18 protein-coding genes are annotated in these 15612 nt (G+C 72.2%); 11 read left to right on the top strand and 7 right to left on the bottom strand.

Annotated elements, in window-relative coordinates; all coding sequences use genetic code 11:
- The first annotated feature begins 43 nt into the window (after positions 1-43).
- Genes arfB through AB0J88_RS32645 form a run of 5 tightly spaced genes read left to right on the top strand, consistent with a single transcriptional unit; the run spans position 44 to position 4264 of the window.
- Positions 44-469, top strand: coding sequence for an alternative ribosome rescue aminoacyl-tRNA hydrolase ArfB (gene arfB / locus AB0J88_RS32665; RefSeq protein ID WP_364357174.1), 426 nt, complete (start codon positions 44-46; stop codon positions 467-469).
- Positions 470-494: 25 nt separating this feature from the next.
- On the top strand, positions 495-1547 hold the full coding sequence (locus AB0J88_RS32660; protein ID WP_364357177.1) for an ROK family protein: 1053 nt from the start codon (positions 495-497) through the stop codon (positions 1545-1547).
- A 40-nt stretch (positions 1548-1587) separates the two neighbouring features.
- Complete coding sequence (locus AB0J88_RS32655) at positions 1588-2862, top strand: GTPase domain-containing protein (protein WP_364357180.1); 1275 nt, start codon at positions 1588-1590, stop codon at positions 2860-2862.
- Entirely contained in the window at positions 2859-3500 is a 642-nt protein-coding gene (locus tag AB0J88_RS32650) for a hypothetical protein (RefSeq protein WP_364357182.1), read from the top strand. Before AB0J88_RS32655 ends, AB0J88_RS32650 begins: the two co-directional genes overlap by 4 nt.
- A 32-nt stretch (positions 3501-3532) precedes the next feature.
- Positions 3533-4264, top strand: coding sequence for an enoyl-CoA hydratase/isomerase family protein (locus AB0J88_RS32645; RefSeq protein ID WP_364357184.1), 732 nt, complete (start codon positions 3533-3535; stop codon positions 4262-4264).
- Here the strand turns inward: AB0J88_RS32645 and AB0J88_RS32640 are convergent.
- Positions 4227-4757 carry a helix-turn-helix domain-containing protein gene (locus tag AB0J88_RS32640; protein WP_364357187.1) on the bottom strand — a complete coding sequence of 177 codons (531 nt, stop codon included), beginning with the start codon at positions 4755-4757 and terminating at the stop codon, positions 4227-4229. The genes AB0J88_RS32645 and AB0J88_RS32640 overlap by 38 nt on opposite strands.
- Before the next feature lie 72 nt (positions 4758-4829).
- Between AB0J88_RS32640 and AB0J88_RS32635 the strand changes: the two genes are divergently transcribed.
- Positions 4830-5315 carry a pyridoxamine 5'-phosphate oxidase family protein gene (locus AB0J88_RS32635; RefSeq protein ID WP_364357190.1) on the top strand — a complete coding sequence of 162 codons (486 nt, stop codon included), beginning with the start codon at positions 4830-4832 and terminating at the stop codon, positions 5313-5315.
- 10 nt (positions 5316-5325) lie between these two features.
- Positions 5326-5988 carry a Type 1 glutamine amidotransferase-like domain-containing protein gene (locus tag AB0J88_RS32630; protein WP_364357193.1) on the top strand — a complete coding sequence of 221 codons (663 nt, stop codon included), beginning with the start codon at positions 5326-5328 and terminating at the stop codon, positions 5986-5988.
- Between the two features lie 85 nt (positions 5989-6073).
- Here AB0J88_RS32630 and AB0J88_RS32625 read toward each other — a convergent pair whose 3' ends face one another.
- Together AB0J88_RS32625 and AB0J88_RS32620 are read right to left on the bottom strand one after the other, a co-directional pair.
- A complete protein-coding gene (locus AB0J88_RS32625; protein ID WP_364357196.1) occupies positions 6074-7276 on the bottom strand; it encodes a DNA polymerase domain-containing protein in 1203 nt (400 codons plus the stop codon).
- Between the two features lie 9 nt (positions 7277-7285).
- Entirely contained in the window at positions 7286-8272 is a 987-nt protein-coding gene (locus AB0J88_RS32620; RefSeq protein ID WP_364357199.1) for an NADPH:quinone reductase, read from the bottom strand.
- Positions 8273-8439: 167 nt separating this feature from the next.
- Here AB0J88_RS32620 and AB0J88_RS32615 point away from each other — a divergent pair, with 167 nt between their 5' ends.
- A complete protein-coding gene (locus tag AB0J88_RS32615; protein ID WP_364357202.1) occupies positions 8440-9804 on the top strand; it encodes a glycosyl hydrolase family 18 protein in 1365 nt (454 codons plus the stop codon).
- 55 nt (positions 9805-9859) lie between these two features.
- On the opposite strand, the gene AB0J88_RS32610 is transcribed toward AB0J88_RS32615, so the two are convergent.
- Entirely contained in the window at positions 9860-10480 is a 621-nt protein-coding gene (locus AB0J88_RS32610) for an NAD(P)-binding domain-containing protein (protein ID WP_364357205.1), read from the bottom strand.
- Between the two features lie 71 nt (positions 10481-10551).
- Between AB0J88_RS32610 and AB0J88_RS32605 the strand changes: the two genes are divergently transcribed.
- Complete coding sequence (locus AB0J88_RS32605) at positions 10552-11151, top strand: iron transporter (protein WP_364357208.1); 600 nt, start codon at positions 10552-10554, stop codon at positions 11149-11151.
- On the opposite strand, the gene AB0J88_RS32600 is transcribed toward AB0J88_RS32605, so the two are convergent.
- Entirely contained in the window at positions 11138-12067 is a 930-nt protein-coding gene (locus tag AB0J88_RS32600; RefSeq protein ID WP_364357211.1) for an SDR family NAD(P)-dependent oxidoreductase, read from the bottom strand. The two genes, AB0J88_RS32605 and AB0J88_RS32600, sit on opposite strands and share 14 nt — an antisense overlap.
- Before the next feature lie 92 nt (positions 12068-12159).
- On the opposite strand from AB0J88_RS32600, the gene AB0J88_RS32595 reads away from it, so the two are divergent.
- A complete protein-coding gene (locus tag AB0J88_RS32595) occupies positions 12160-12717 on the top strand; it encodes a TetR/AcrR family transcriptional regulator (RefSeq protein ID WP_364357214.1) in 558 nt (185 codons plus the stop codon).
- Between the two features lie 42 nt (positions 12718-12759).
- Positions 12760-13737 (top strand): phosphotransferase, encoded by a 978-nt coding sequence (locus AB0J88_RS32590; protein ID WP_364357217.1) that lies wholly within the window; start codon positions 12760-12762, stop codon positions 13735-13737.
- A gap of 2 nt (positions 13738-13739) precedes the next feature.
- Here the strand turns inward: AB0J88_RS32590 and AB0J88_RS32585 are convergent, their stop codons facing one another.
- Positions 13740-15146, bottom strand: a complete 1407-nt coding sequence (locus AB0J88_RS32585; protein WP_364357220.1) for a serine hydrolase domain-containing protein — start codon at positions 15144-15146, stop codon at positions 13740-13742.
- Positions 15147-15160: 14 nt separating this feature from the next.
- The gene (locus AB0J88_RS32580; protein WP_364357223.1) at positions 15161-15604 is read right to left on the bottom strand and encodes a hypothetical protein; all 444 of its coding nucleotides are present in this window, start codon (positions 15602-15604) and stop codon (positions 15161-15163) included.
- Positions 15605-15612 lie beyond the last annotated feature (8 nt).

Raw genomic sequence — 15612 nt, 5'->3', positions numbered from 1 at the left:
ATATAAGTGCTGTCAAACCCGATCGGGACCTATCCTGGGCGGCATGGCGCCACTGACGATCAGACCCGGCGTGGAGATTCCCGATGCCGAGCTGCGTTGGCGCTTCTCCCGCTCCTCCGGCCCCGGCGGGCAAGGGGTCAACACCGCCGACTCGCGCGTCGAGCTGTCGTGGGACCTCGACGCCAGCACCGCCCTCGGGCCGGTGCTCAAGGACCGCGCCCGGGAGCGGCTCGCCAACCGGCTGGTCGACGGCGTGATCACCATCGCCGCGTCCGAGCACCGCGCCCAGCTCCGCAACCGCGAGGCGGCCCTGGAGCGGCTGGCCGTCCTGGTCGCGCGGGCGATCGAGCCGCCACCGCCACCACGGCGTGCGACCAAGCCGTCGCGGGGCGCCAAGGAGCGGCGGATCGCGGCCAAGAAGCGGCGCGGCGAGGTCAAGCGCCTCCGGCGTCCGGACGACGGCGGGTAACGCGAGAGCGTGACAGGATCGGCTCATGAACGACAGCGTGCGGGCGGTGGAGGGTGACCGCTGGGTGGTGGTCGGCCTCGACAACGGCGGCAACGCCAACAACGCGACGGTGCTCGACTCGACCGGCGAGTTCCTGGTGGAGGGGCTGCTGGAGAGCCCGAGCCGGGTCAAGGAAGGGCCGGTCGTCGCGGTCGAGGCGCTGGCCGAGGCGTTCCACAACGTGCTGACCCAGACCGGGGTGCCGCGGGCCGCGGTGCGCTCGGTCGGCCTGGACACTCCCGGCCCGGCCAGCGCCACCGGCGTGATCTCGACCAAGGGCTCGACCAACTTCGTCGACCCGGCCTGGCGGGGGTACGACGTCCGCGGCGCGCTGGAGGAGAAGCTCGGCCTGCCGGTCGTCTACAACAACGACGGCAACGCGGCCGCGCTGTACGCCCACCACGTCCACTTCGGACTCCTCGGCAGCACGCGCTCGTCGGTGTCGGCGATCGTCGGCACCGGGCTCGGCGGCGGCGTCATCGAGTCCGGGCGGATCGTCTCCGGTGCGGCGGGCATGGCCGGCGAGCTCGGCCACGTGCACATCCCGATGCAGGGACTGCTCGACGGCGACCAGCCGATCCCGGGTTGCAACTGCGGCTTCTTCGGCGACGCGGAGAGCATCGCCTCCCTGACGGGCATCGAGCGCAACCTGTTGCCGTACTGGCTGGCCAAGCACCCCGACCACCCGCTCGCGGCGGAGGCGTCGGTGGCCACCGCGGCGAAACTGGTGCGCGGGCTCGGCGAGGCGGGCGACCCGCTGGCCGTCAAGATCTTCGAGCAGCAGGCCGCGGCGATCGGCCGGCTGTTCACCATCGCCGCCAACTTCACCGACCCGGACGCGTACTTCGTCGGCGGTGGTGTCGTGCAGGCGTCCGCCGCGTTCGGCCAGTGGTTCCTCGAACAGGTCGAGAAGAACACCAACCTGCGGGACGAGCAGCGCCAGGTGGCGACGTTCGCGCTCGTGCCGGACCTCGACATGGCCGGCGCCCGGGGTGCCGCCCTCGCGGCCCGGCAGGCGGTGCCGCGCGGCACCAGCTGACCTGACGTATCAGGGCGGCCGGGCCGTCCTCCGTCACAGCATGAGTCTGTTCGCGCTCGTGCTCGCCGCCGCCCTCGTGGTGGCGGTCGTGCTTATCGTCCGGCGGCGCCACCGCGCCCCGCGACCGACAGCCGCGCCGCCTCCGCGCGGTGCCGAAGGCGTGCCCACCTTCCGGGTCGTCACCCTGGGGCCGCGTGGCTCGGGCAAGACGTTGCTGCTGGCCAGCATGTACCACCAGCTGCAGACCTGGGCCGGGCGCGGCTACTTCCTCGCCGCGCCCCGGGAGCAGGTGGCACTGCTCAACCACTGGTTCACCGAGGTCGAGGACCCGGGGCGGGACTGGCCTGCGGGCACCGCCACGGCCGACACCCGCGAGTTCACCTTCGCGGTGCGGACGCGCGGCGGATCCGGCGCGCTGCACACGGTGCTCCAGCTCAGCTACCTCGACTACGCGGGCACGCTGCTCACCCAGCCGCCGGAGCCCGGCTCGACGCTGTGGAAGGACCTCGACGACCGGATCGAGTCGGCCGACGCCCTGGTCGCGGTCATCGACGGCCACCGGGTGCGGCAGTGGATCGACGGCAAGCGCGAGGGGCAGATGGGCCTGCAGCACGCGCTGACCGCGATGATCAGCCGGATGCTCGTCGTCGAGAAGCCGGTCACGTTCGTCATCACCAAGTGGGACCTGCTGCGCGACGTGGACGTCGACGAGGACAGCCGGCTGCGGACCGTACGCAAGCTGCTCATGACGAACCAGGGCTTCCGCGACCTCGTCCAGGAGCACACCGGCCGGCGGGTGGTGCGGCTCGTGCCCGTCTCGGCGGTCGGCCCGGCGTTCGCGGAGCTCGACGAGAGCGGCGCCATGACCAAGCTGCCCGACGGCCTGCTCGAACCCACCAACGTGGACGTGCCGATCGCCGCCGTCGTGCCCGACGTCTTCGAGCAGATCATGATCCGGCTCGACCAGGCGAAGCTGGCCGCGGAGTTCGCCCGGCTCCGGCGGCAGACCCGGCGCGCGCCGGCGGAGGCGTTCGCCGAGGTCGGCGCCACGCTGATCCGGTCGACCAACCGGGTGATCGGCGCGCTCAACCCGCTCTACGCCTCGCTCGTCGGGCTGGCGGCGACCGATTTGATGCGGCGGCAGGAACAGGCGGCGGCCACCCACGAGGCGCACGTGGCCCGGCTGCTCGACGAGGCCGAGTCGCACATCGAGGAGTTCCAGCTCGCGCAGCGCAAGGTGATCCGCGAGTTCCGCAGCCGGGTCGACGTCCTCGAGGGCCGGCTACCCAGCTCCCGGCTCGGCGGCACGCCGTGACCGCCCGCGCGTGGCCGGTGGCGGTCGCGGCGGGCCGGCGCCGGGACTACAGCACGGTGTTGACACCGGAGATCATCTCCACCGAGTACGGCGTGCTGGTCGAGTCGCTCAGCCCTGGCCCGGTCGGTGGCGCGGCACGGGTGCGGGCGGTCACGACCGCGAGCGGTGGGCGGCTGACGGTGGCGTACCGCACCCATGCGCTGACCGGCGTCGACGTGGGATTCGCCGATCCGGGGCCGCTGCGCGACGAGCAGGGACGGCCACTGCTGATGATGTACGGGCTGGCGCGCGGCGGCACCACCACCTCGCGACCGGCGTCGTCCGATCTGGACGGTGCGCTGGCGCCGGCGCTGGCCGCGTATCGCCGGTTCCTGGCCGGGGAGGAAGCGTTCCGGGCGCTCCCCTCGCGAGCGGTCCTGGTCGACTGGTCCTCCGGCGCGGATTCGGCCCAGCGGCCGGAACGGCGGCGCCGGTGGGTGGCCGGCGTCGCGGCGCTGGCGGTGGTCGCGGTCGTCGCGCTGGTCGGCTGGCTCGTCATGCGCCCCGGCGGCGGGCCGATGCCGTGCCCGGACCTGACCGCCCGCATCGCGACCGCCCCGACCACCTGCGCGCCGGCCACCGCGCCGGCCGGACGCTAGACCGCGTCCCGCGGCGGTGCGATGATCCCGAGGTGATCAGCGTCGAGGAACGCGGTGCGGTGTCGGTCGTCCGGTTCGAGAACGGGCCGGTCAACGTGCTCGACCTGGACACGCTGAAGGAGCTCACGTCGACCCTCGGGGGGCTGGCCGACGCGCCCGCGATCGTCCTCACCGGAGCGGGCCGCGCGTTCTCCGCGGGCGTCGACCTCAAGCGGTTGTACGAGGGCGGCGAGTCGTACACCCGGGAGTTCCTGCTCGCCCTCGGCGGCGCCTTCCGCGCGGTGTTCGACCATCCGCGCCCGATGGTGGCCGCGGTCAACGGCCACGCCATCGCCGGCGGCTGCGTGATCGCGGCGGGGTGCGACTACCGGTTCATGTCCGGCGGGACGATCGGCGTGACCGAGCTTCTCGTCGGCGTGCCGTTCCCGGCGACGGCGCTGGAGGCGGTCCGCTACGTGGTCGGCCCGCGCACGGCGGCGCTCGTCAACACCGGCAGGACCCTGCGTCCGGACGAGGCGCTCGCGGTCGGCCTGGTCGACGAGGTGGTGGCGCCCGAGGGGCTGCTCGACGCGGCGCTGGCCCGGGCGGAGGCGTTCGCGGCCATCCCGGCGGTCAGTTTCGCGATGACGAAGGCGGCGCTGCGGGCCGACGCGAGCCGGCTGATGGCCGGTGACAACACCGACGAGGTGATCGAGGTGTGGAGCAGTCCGACGGTGCGCGCCGCGATCAGTGGCTATCTGGAGCGGCTGGCTCGGCGCGGCTGACGGCGGCCTCGTACGCGGCCTGGAGCTCGGCGAAGACCGACGGTGTGCCCGGCGGGCGCGCGATGCCGAGGTGCTGTTCGCGGAGCTCGTCCATGAAGCGGTCCCACAGCTCGGGGCCGCCGCGCTCGAGCAGTTCGGCGCGCACGGACAGCTCGTGGCTGACGGGCAGATGGCGGCGCCCCCAGGAGCCGAGCGCGGCCATCACCGGCACGAGCTGGACGCCGGCCTCGGTGAGGCTGTAGCGGATCTTCTGCCGATGGCTCGCGTCGTCCGACCGCCACAGCAGGCCGTTGGCGACGAGCCTGCGCAGCCGGTCGGCGAGGATGTTGGAGGCGATCCCCTCCTGCGACCCGGTCAGCAGCTCGCGGAAGTAGTGCCGGTCGCCGAACATCACGTCGCGCAGCACGACCAGCGACCAGCGGTCGCCGAGCACCTCGACGGACAGGTTGATCGGGCAGCCCGATCGGTGCGCGCGGTCCTGAACATCAGCCATGGTTTTCTGATGGTACTTCGCAACCGGTCGTGTTAGCGTGCTTTCGATCTGCAATCAGTTTCGGGGGCGGTCATGAAGTCCGGGCGCATCGACCCGCGCTACAGCGACGACCACGCCGAGCTGGTGCCGTGGGGCGACGCCGAGGCCCGCGTGGCCGCGGCCGAGGTCGCCTGGATCGTGACCGTGCGCCCCGATGGTCGTCCACACGCGACCCCGATGGTCCCGGTGGTCCTCGACGGCAAGGTCTATTTCCACACCGGCGGCGACGAGGTCAAGCACGCCAACCTGATGGCGAACCCGCACGTGCTGGTGCTCGTGGGTGACACCGCGTGGGACCGCGGCCTCGACGTGGCCGTGGAAGGCACCGCCGCACCGGTGACCGACGACGAGTCGCTGCGCCGGTTGGCCGCGCTCTACCGCTCGCGTTGGGACGGCCGCTGGGACGCGGTCGTCTCGCACGCGGCGGAGACGGAGCTCGTGGTCTTCGAGGTCACGCCGGTCAAGGCGCACGGCCATGCCAAGGGCGATCCGTTCGGTCAGACCAACTACGACTTCTGAAGGGGCACCGATGAAGCTGCTGCTCACCGCCGCGGGCGTCAAGAACCCGAGCATCAAGGACGCGCTGGTCGACCTGCTCGGCAAACCGATCGCGGAGTGCGACGCGCTGTGCATCCCGACGGCGGGCTACGGGCATCCGATGTCGAACCCGGTGCGGGCCTGGTCGTTCGTGAGTGGACAGGGATCCTCCTGCCCGATGACAGAGCTGGGCTGGAAGTCGGTCGGCGTGCTGGAGCTCACGGCGCTGCCGAGCGTGGGCAAGGACCGCTGGGTCCCGTGGGTCCAGGAAGCTGACGTCCTGCTGGTCAACGGCGGCGACGCCCTCTACCTGAACCACTGGATGCGTGAGTCGGGCCTGGCCGACCTGATCCCGACCCTGCCCGACAAGGTCTGGGTGGGCTTGAGCGCCGGCAGCATGGTGATGACACCCCGCGTCGGCGACGACTTCGTCCAATGGAAGTCACCGACAGGCGACGACCGCACCCTGGGCATCGTCGACTTCTCGATCTTCCCGCACCTGGACGGGTTCCCGGAGAACTCGCTGGCGGAAGCGGAACGCTGGGCAGCGACCCTGGGAAACCCGTCCTACGCGATCGACGACGAAACCGCGATCAAAGTCGCCGACGGCAAGGTAGAGGTCATCTCGGAAGGCCACTGGAAGCAGTTCGAATAACCCCACCGCGGAGGTGGCAGCGGAGCGGTCTCTGGCGGGAGCGACGGTCGTGCCCACGACGGACCCGAGTCATGATCGGGCGTTCCTAAGAACCCGATCCTCGCGCCCAGGGGTTGTAGTCGACCTCCAACGGCTCTTGCTCCGGCCTCTCGGCCTCCGGGATGTGTTGGAGGTTGACGCGGATGCGGTACCAGATCGAGCTGCGGCCCCGCATGCCGTCGATCAGGATGTCGGCCGGCTCCAGGTAGCCGACGATCGCCGCGTGGCGAGACTTCCAGCGATCCAGGGCCGCCAGTGACTCGTCCTTCGTCTTCGAGCGGGCGATCTCGATCAGCGGTCTGGTCTGCAGGCGGCGGCCCTCGCCCTTCGGGGGCTTCTCCGCCGGGCCAAGGCGGCGGGCCAGGTCGAGTAAAGGCTCCAGCGAACCGCGGGCCGTCTCGATGCCGGTCCACGGGTCGCCGCGCTGAGCCCAGCGGTCCAGCACCGTCGTCAGCGTGAAGTCGGCCGGCCGGCAGTCCGGGACCTCGTTCCAGTCGAGCGGGGTCGAGACGCGGGCGTCGGGGAGGGGGCGCACGGAATAGGCCGACGCGACCGTGCGGTCCTTGGCGTTCTGGTTGAAGTCGACGAAGACGCCTTCGCGCTCCTCTTTCCACCAGCGGGCGGTGGCCAGGTCCGGCACCCGGATCTCCACCTCGCGCGCCACCGTCTCGGCGGCCAGTCGCACCTCGCGGTAGCTCCACCGCGGGTCGATCCGCGCGTAGATGTGGAAGCCCCGCGAGCCCGAGGTCTTCGGCCAGGCGGTCAGGCCATGCTCCTCCAGCACCTCGCGGGCGACCAGGGCCACGTCGACGATCTGACCCCACTCGACGCCGGGCATCGGGTCCAGGTCGACCCGCAGCTCGTCGGGGTGGTCGAGGTCCTCGGCGCGCACGGGGTGCGGGTTGAGGTCGACGCAGCCGAGGTTGACGACCCACGCCAGGGCGGCGGCGTCGCGGACCACGGTCTCGGCGGCCGAGGTGCCCGAGCGGTAGTGGAGCTCGGCCACCTCGATCCAGTCGGGCCGTTTGGCGGGTGCCCGCTTCTGCCAGATCGCCTCTTCGCTCAGCCCTTTGACGAAGCGCTTGAGCACCATCGGCCGCCCGCCCACACCCCGCAACGCGCCGTCGGCCACCGTCAGGTAGTAGCGGACCAGGTCGAGCTTCGTGTGGCCGGCCTCGGGGAACACCACCCGGTCGGGATTGGTGATGGTCACCTCGCGCCCGGCGACCTCCAGCACTTCAGATGCCACATGAACACCCTAGAGCGAAGGGTCGACGGCGATCAGGACCTTGCCGATCGCGCCGCCTTCGACGGCGTCGTGGGCCGCGGCCGTGTCCTCCAGCGGGAAGACCGTGGTCGGTGGGGGAGTGAGCCGGCCCGCGGCGAGGAGAGCGGTCAGGTCGGCGGCGGCCTGTTGGAAGGCCTCGTCCGGCATCGTGTAGAGCAGCACGAAGCGCAGCACCAGGTTGCGGTTCATCAGCTCGCGGACCACGAGCTGCGGCGGCTGCGGCTCGGCCGCGTAGCAGACGATCATCGCGTTCGGTGCCACCACGGCCAGGTCGAGGGCGAGGTTGCTGGCCGGCGCGACCTCGATGATCCGATCGACGCCCTCCGGCGCGATCGCGCGGATCTCGTCCGCGGCGCCCGAGGACCGGTAGTTGACCACGTGCCGTGCGCCGGCCTCGCGCGCCAGCTCCGCCTTGGCCTCGCTGGAGACCGTGCTGATCACGGTCGCGCCGGCCGCCAGGGCCTGCTGGATCGCGAACCGCCCGACCGCGCCCGCGCCGCCGGCGACCAGGACGGTCCGGCCGTCGAGCGGGCCGTCGGCGAACAGGCAACGGTGCGCCGTCACGGCCGGGACGCCCAGGCTGGCGCCGAGCTGCATCGAGGCGTTGTCGGGCAGCGGGATCGCCTGGTCGGACGGGATCACGGTGAACTGCGCGGCGCTGCCGTAGACCCGCTTGTAGGCCGCCATGTAGAGCCACACCCGCTGGCCGATCCGAGCAGGGTCGACGCCGGGGCCGACCTCGTCGATCACGCCCGAGCCGTCCTGGTTGGGCACCTGGAAGTGCGACGCGCGCGGCTGGGCCACGGCGCCCGAGCGGGTCTTCCAGTCGGTCGGGTTGACGCCGGAGTACGCCACGCGCACCCGGACCTCGCCCGGCCCGGGACTCGGAGTGTCGATCTCCTCCAGACGCAGCACCTCGGCGGCCGGCCCATGGTCACGGTAAACAACAGCACGCATGACCGACAGCCTAGCCACGCGCGCCAGGCATCCATTGACTTCAATAGTAAAGTTTCCTAAGCTTTTGCCACCTCGAGGCCCATCGGCGGGACCACCCACCACCCGCCGCACAACCGCGTACCCCCGTCCGTCTCCACGTACAAGGCTGTGCCTCGAAAGGTCCGCCCATGCCCAAGAGAATCCTCGCCGCCGTGTCCGCGGCCGTCACCGCGCTCGCGGCCGGCACGCTGGCCGTCCTCGCCGCGCCCACCCCCGCCCAGGCCGCCGTGCTGCCCAACGGCTTCAAGAGCGTCGGCTACATGCCGTCGTGGGCCGGCAGCGCCACCGCGATCCAGTACAGCAAGCTCACCCACGTCAACTACGCGTTCGTGCTACCCAACGGGAACGGCAGCCTGACCGCGGTCGACAACCCGAGCAAGCTCCAGCAGATCGTCAGCCTCGGCCACGCCGCCAACACCAAGGTGCTCATCGCGATCGGTGGCTGGAACGACGGCAACGACTCCGGCTTCGAGCAGATGGCGGCCAACGCCGGCACCCGCACGACGTTCGTCAACAACGTCGTCAACCTGGTCAACCAGTACAACCTGGACGGCGTCGACATCGACTGGGAGTACCCCGACGCGGGCACGAGCGGCAACAACTTCACCGCCCTGATGTCGCAGCTCAGCACGGCCATGCACAGCCGCGGCAAGCTGCTCACCGCCGCGGTCGTCTCCGGTGGCGGCACCGCGCAGGGCGTGCAGCCGGCTGTGTTCGGCTATGTCGACTTCCTCAACATCATGACGTACGACGGCGGCTCGCCCCACGCCAACTACCAGTGGACGATCGACAACATCAACGGGTGGAAGTCGCGCGGCCTGCCGGCCAGCAAGGCGGTCGTCGGTGTGCCGTTCTACAGCCGGCCCGGCGGCATCCCGTACAACCAGATCGTCGCGCAGAACGCCGCGTGGGCGAACCAGGACTGCGCGACCATCAACGGCGTGCAGCAGTGCTACAACGGCCTGCCGACGATCCGCGCCAAGACGCAGTGGGCCATGGCCAACGCCGGCGGGATGATGAACTGGGAGCTGTCCCAGGACCCGAACAACGCCAACTCGCTGGTCAGCGCGATCTACACGGTCGCGACGGGTGGCAGCAACCCGCCCACCGGCCGCACCGGGCGGATCACCGGCCTGGCCGGCAAGTGCGTCGACGTCGCGGCGGCCAGCAGCGCCAACGGCACCGCGGTCCAGCTCTACACGTGCAACGGCACCAATGCCCAGACGTGGACGGTCGGCTCTGACGGCACGTTGCGGGCGCTGGGCAAGTGCATGGACGTCGCGAGCGGCTCGGTCGCGAACGGCGCCAACGTGCAGCTCTGGGACTGCAACGGGTCGGGCGCGCAGGTCTGGCAGGCGCAGTCCAACCAGACGTTGCGTAACCCGCAGTCCAACAAGTGCCTCGACGTGCGCGACAACAGCAGCGCCGACGGCACCCGGCTGCAGATCTGGGACTGCTTCGCGGGTGCGAACCAGCGCTGGGTCCTGCCCTAGCAGGAGCCGCATCGGGTACGGCGGGAGCAGCCTCCCGCCGTACCCGATGGCACGTCTAGCGAGTGGCGGCCGCGAGGGCGGCGCGTGCCCCTTCGGCGTCCGCGTCGGCGCCGTAGACCGGCGTGTCCGGCTCCTGGCGCCAGCTCTCGTCCAGCGGGCCGGCGTCGACCGGGTCGAAGCCGAGGGCGTCGACCAGCTCCGACACCACCCGCTTGGCCTCGGCGTCGTCACTGGCGATCGGAAGGGCGATCCGGCCCGGCGTGCCGGCGGGCTTGCCCGCGTCGCCGAGCGGCCGCCAGTTGATCGTGTTGAACACCTTGACCACGCGCGCGCCCGCGAGGTGGTCCGCGGCCCAGCGGCTGGACGGCGTGCCGGCGTCGATCTCCGCGATCTGGCCGTCACGCGACGGGTAGTAGTTGTTGGTGTCGACCACGATCTTGCCCGCGAAGGAGCCGGGCAGATCCGGCACCGCCTTCGTGGGGATCGAGACGATCACCAGGTCGTGGTCGAGCGCCTGGGCGACCGTGCCGGCCGTCACACCGGGCGCGGACGTCAGGGTCTCGTCCAGTGTCTCCGGGCCTCGGGAGTTGGCGACCACGATCTGGTGGCCGAGCGCGCCGAGGCGCCGGGCGAGGGTGCCGCCGATGTGGCCGGCGCCGATGATTCCGATGTCCATGTCGGCTTGAACGCGTCGCCAGGCGCCGATCTTCCCGGTTATCCCGGGCACACCGGGGGTAACCGGCAGGTATGACCACCGAACCGACGTATCCGCCGATGGAAGAGAGCAACGAGGCGACGCGCGATGAGCTTCGGGTCGCGCGGGAGCAGGGCGACGCGTACGGGCACGCGATCGGCGCGATGGCCGACGAGGACGGCGCCGCGACCGCCCGGGCCGGCGACTACCTCGTGGCGTTCATCAACGAGGACGCCGAGGGCATGTACATGCTGGAGGACGGCGTGCTGCTCTGGCGGGAGGCGGCGCCGGACGCCAACGTGCACCTGGAGGTCGCGGTGGCCGACGCCGGCGACGGCCGGTTCGTGCCGGGGCTGCGGGTGCACGTCGACGTCGAGCGCGACGGCAAGCCGATCCTGACGAACGCCGAGCTGCCGTTCCTGTGGCACCCGTTCCTCTACCACTACGGCGGCAACGCCAAGGTGCCGGACGCCGGGCCGTTCGACGTGACCGTCCGGATCGCGGCGCCGACGTTCATGCGCCACGACCCCGTCAACGGCAAGCGGTACGCGGAGCGGGTCGACGTGCGGTTCGAGAAGGTCAGGTTCGCCAACGGCCGCAAGGAGAGCCCGGAGGGCTCGCCCCGCGGCCAGGACGCGCCTACCGCGAGCTGAGCGAGAGCTCCCAGAGGCGGTGCGCCGCTTCGGGATCCAGCGCGTGTGCGGCCACGCCGCCGTAGACGCCCGGCACCTGCGGCAGGGCCTCCGCGCAGTCCTCGAAGTAGCGGCCGGTCACGCCTTCGACCAGCGGCGAGGCCGCCAGCAGCACCGAGGTGGCCGCGCCCTGCTCAGGCGTACGCCAGTGGGCCTTGCTGCCCGCCGCCGCGCGGGCGCGTTCGATGTCCTCCTCGCTGACGTGCCGCTGCAGGTTGGTCTTGATGCCACCCGGGTGCAGCGCGTTGGCGACGATCCCGTCGGCGGCCCAGCGGCGGGCGGCCTCCACGGCGAACAGCACGTTGGCCGACTTCGACTGGCCGTAGGCCGACCACGGCTCGTACGCCCGCCGCTCGAAGTTGATGTCGTCGAAGACGACTCCGCTGTTGAGGTGGGCGGACGAGCTGACCGAGACGACCCGCGCGCCGCCGGCCTTCGCCAACGCCGCGTGCAGGCCGGTGGCCAGCGCGAAGTGGCCAAGGTGGTTGGTGGCGAACTGCGATTCCCAACCATCGGGGGTACGGGACAGCGGCGCGGCCATCACACCGGCGTTGTTGACGAGGATGTGCAGCGGCCCGTCCCACCCGGCGACGAACGCGGCCACGGAGGCGGGGTCGGCGAGCTCGAGGTGGCCCACGTCGATGTGCTTGTTGCCGGTGGTGGCGACGAGGTCGTCCGCGACCCGGGCGCCGGCGGTGAGGTCGCGCACGGCCAGGGTGACCTGCGCGCCGGCGGTGGCCAGCGCGCGGGCGGTCTCGATGCCGAGGCCGGAGGCGCCGCCGGTGACGATCGCGCGGCGGCCGGTGAGGTCGACGCCCTCGACCACGTCGGCGGCGGTCGAGGCGGCGGTGAACGGGGTGACGATGCGGTCAGGCATGGTCCTGCTCCTTGTAAGCTTCAAGCGGAGGGTCCTCCGGAACCATAACCGGAGGCTCCTCCGGATTGCCAAGTCTCGGGGAGGAACCCGCTGTGACCGCTGCCACACCGCGCCCGTTGCGCGCCGACGCCCGGCGCAACCGGGAGCGCCTGCTGGCCACGGCCGTCGCCGCGTTCTCCCGTGATCCGGAGGTCACCCTCGACGCCATCGCCAAGGAGGCCGGGGTCGGCATCGGCACGCTCTACCGGCACTTCGCGACCCGGGAGGCGCTGGTCGAGGCCGCGTACCGCAACGAGCTCGGCCACCTGGTCGAAGGGTCGGCCGAGTTGCGGTCGGGCCTGCCGCCCGACGAGGCGGTGCGGACCTTCCTGGGCCGGTTCGTCGACTTCCTGACCACCAAGGCGGGCATGGGCGACGCGCTGCGGGCGGTGATCGCGTCCGGCGGCGACCCCTACGCGGAGAGCAGCGGGCTGCTGCTCGGCGCGCTCACACCGCTGCTCGAGGCGGGCGCCGCGGCGGGCACCCTGCGCGCCGGGGTCGACCCCTTCGACCTGCTGGTCGCGGCCAACGGGGTGACCCTGGCCGCCGGCTCGCGGGAACAGGCCGACCGGCTGCTCGACCTGCTGTTCGACGGGCTGCGCCAGCGGTAAATCCGGTGTCGGCCGGCCCGGGCGTTGGCTAGGGTGGCGCCCGTGCTTCCCGCGATTGACGGCTCCACAGTAGACGGCAACGACTGGCTCGACCCGCGCTGGCGGGCCGGCGCCGAGGCCTGGGCCACCGAGCGGCTCGCGGCCCTAGGCCACCCGGTGACCGGCCCGATCGAGCAGACCCGCGTGCGCCCGTGGTCGGTCAGCCTGCGCGTGCCGACCGCCGACGGCACGTTCTGGTTCAAGGCCAACACGTTCGGCTGCCGCTACGAGGCGGGGCTGGCGTCCGCCCTGGGCTGGTGGGCACCCGAGTCCGTGCTGGTGCCGGTCGCCGTCGAGCCCGACCGGGGCTGGCTGCTGACCGCCGACGCCGGCCCGATCCTGCGCGAGACCTCACCGACGCCGGCCGACTGGGAGTCGCTGCTGGCGTCCTACGCGTCGCTGCAGCAGGCGCTGGGCGCGCGGGCCGACGAGATGGTCGCGCTCGGCGTGCCCGACCAGCGCCCAAGCCTCCTGCCGGGGCTGTTGGCCGGCCTGCTCGACGACGCCACCGTCCGCGCGGACCTCGGCACGGACCGGCTGGCCGCCGTCACCGCGGTCGCGCCGGCCTTCGGGACCTGGTGCGCGGAGCTTTCCGCCGACGGGCTGAGCGCGTCGCTGCAACACGACGACCTGCACGACGGCAACGTCTTCGCCAACGGCCGCTTCTTCGACTGGGGAGACGCGAGCGTGGCGCACCCGTTCGGCACGCTGTTGGTGACGCTGTCGTCGGCGGGCTACACGTTCGGCCTGAAGCCAGGCGCACCGGAACTGCTGCGGCTGCGCGACGCCTACCTGTCGGCCTGGCCGGGCGACCCGGCGGCGCTGCGCCATTCGGCCACACTGGCCTGCCGCGTCACCCGGGTCAGCCGCGCCCTCTCGTGGCGGCGGGCGCTGGACCGCTCGGCCCTGCCCTTGGACGACGACGTCCGCACGGCGCCGGCGGAGTGGCTGGGCGAGCTCACCGAGCCCGACGTCGTCTGACCTCAGGCCACGTCGGGCCGCGTCATCAGCGGTGAGGTCAGGTGCAGCACCAGGTCGGGGCCGGTGAGGGGCACGATGTTCCAGGTCGCTTCGGCGCTGTCGCCCCGGGCCACCAGCCGGACCCGGTGCGGGGTGGTGATGACGTAGAGGTCCGCGACGAACGTGTCGCCCTGCCAGGCGCCGGTTGCCACGACCGGGCGGCCCAGCGGTGCGCTCTCCCGCCACTCGCCGTGGCCGACCTCGACGTCCATCTCCGGTCCGAGGCGGACGAGCCAGCCCCCTTCGACGGGTTCGACGACCACCGTGGTGCCGTCGGGCAGCGGCGAGTCCTCGGCGGAGCCGTCCAGGCTCGTCTTGAGGGAGCGCCCGGGGGCCGCGGCACCCGGCACGGCTGGCAGGGACAGGCTCCGCAGGCGCGCCGCGAGGAGCGCGTCCTCCTCCGCGCTGCCGGCGACCTCCAGGTTGGGCAGCAGGCAGTCCCACAGGGCGGCGGTGATCGCCTCCTCCTGGATCATGGCGCCGGTCACGACGACCACGAGATCGTGCGACGGTACGACGACGCACTGCTGCCCGAAGGCGCCCTGGCCCCGGTAGCCGTGGCGCGACATCCAGAACTGGTAGCCGTAGCCGCGGAGGGCGTCGGGATTCTCCGCCCAGCCCTCGACCTGCTCCGTGGCGACGTGCGGCGTGGTCGCCAGCCGCACCCACTCGCTCGGAACGAGCTGCCGGTCGCCCCACCGGCCGCCGCGCAGCAGGAGCTCGCCGAAGGCGGCGACGGCCTCGGTCGTGAGGTGCAGCCCGTGGAACCCGAAGACGGCGCCGCTGGCCACCCGGTCCCATTCGGCGTGGTCGACGCCCATCGGCCGCAGCAGCCGGTCGTCGAGGAAGTCGGGGAGGCCGCGGCCCGTGACCCGTTCCACGATCCGGGCCAGGACGTAGGTGGTGGCGTTGTCGTACGCGTGCCGGGTGCCCTCAGGGTGGGCGAACGGGACGCGCAGGAAGCCCTTGACCAGGTCGTCCGGCTCGAGCTGCCAGGCGTCGGCGAGGCTGTCGGTGTCGTGCCCGCTCGTCATGGACAGCAGGTGGTGAACGGTGACGCGGCGGGCCTGCTCGGATATGCCGGGCGGCACGCGGTCGGGCAGCAGGTCCACCACCCGGTCGTCGAGTGCCAGCAGCCCGTCGGCGATCACGAGCCCGACCGCGATCGAGGTGTACGACTTGGTCAGCGAGTAGAGCAGGTGCGGGCGGTCGGCCGAGTACGGCGCCCACCAGCCTTCGGCGGCCACGTGGCCGTGGCGTACGACCATGATGGAATGACACTCGATCGACTGCGCCTCGAACCGGTCGAGCACGGCGTTGACCGCGCGGGAGGACACCCCGGACGCGGAGCGGGGCAGCGGAGGGTGCATTCCCCGCACCTTAGCTACGCGGGCTCCGGCCGCAACTGATTAGTCGCGGTGACGGTCAGCGCGCTGTAGTGCATGGTGAAGCCGCCGCCCAGGTCGTCGATCGCCTGGCCGGTGGCTGCCAGCAGCGCCGTCAGCTGGTCCGCCGGGAGCCGCGTGTAGAGGCCCTGGGTCGGCAGCACGTCGAGCCACTCGTCGCGGGTGTAGTCGCGTTGCCAGTCGTCGCGCCAGCGGTCGGGTGGGGCGAAGCCGGCGTCCGTCATGCCGGTGACCACCAGGCCGCCCATCGTCGTGTACGCGGACAGGGCGTCCGCCGGCGGCGCGGGCAGGTCGGGAACCAGCCGGGCGGTGATCTCCGCGAACGCCGCCGCGGCGGCGGGGGAGGGCTGGCCGGCGTTCCAGAACACCGCGAGCCGGCCGCCGGGCCGGAGCACGCGGGCGGCCGCGGCGGCGCCGGCCACCGGGTCGA

Origin of the sequence: Asanoa sp. NPDC049475, assembly GCF_040676915.1 — a bacterium.
In the GTDB taxonomy this organism is placed as follows: Bacteria; Actinomycetota; Actinomycetes; order Mycobacteriales; family Micromonosporaceae; genus Asanoa.
Note: the sequence above shows the minus strand (reverse complement) of the source record. Positions and strands in the feature narration are given on the sequence as shown.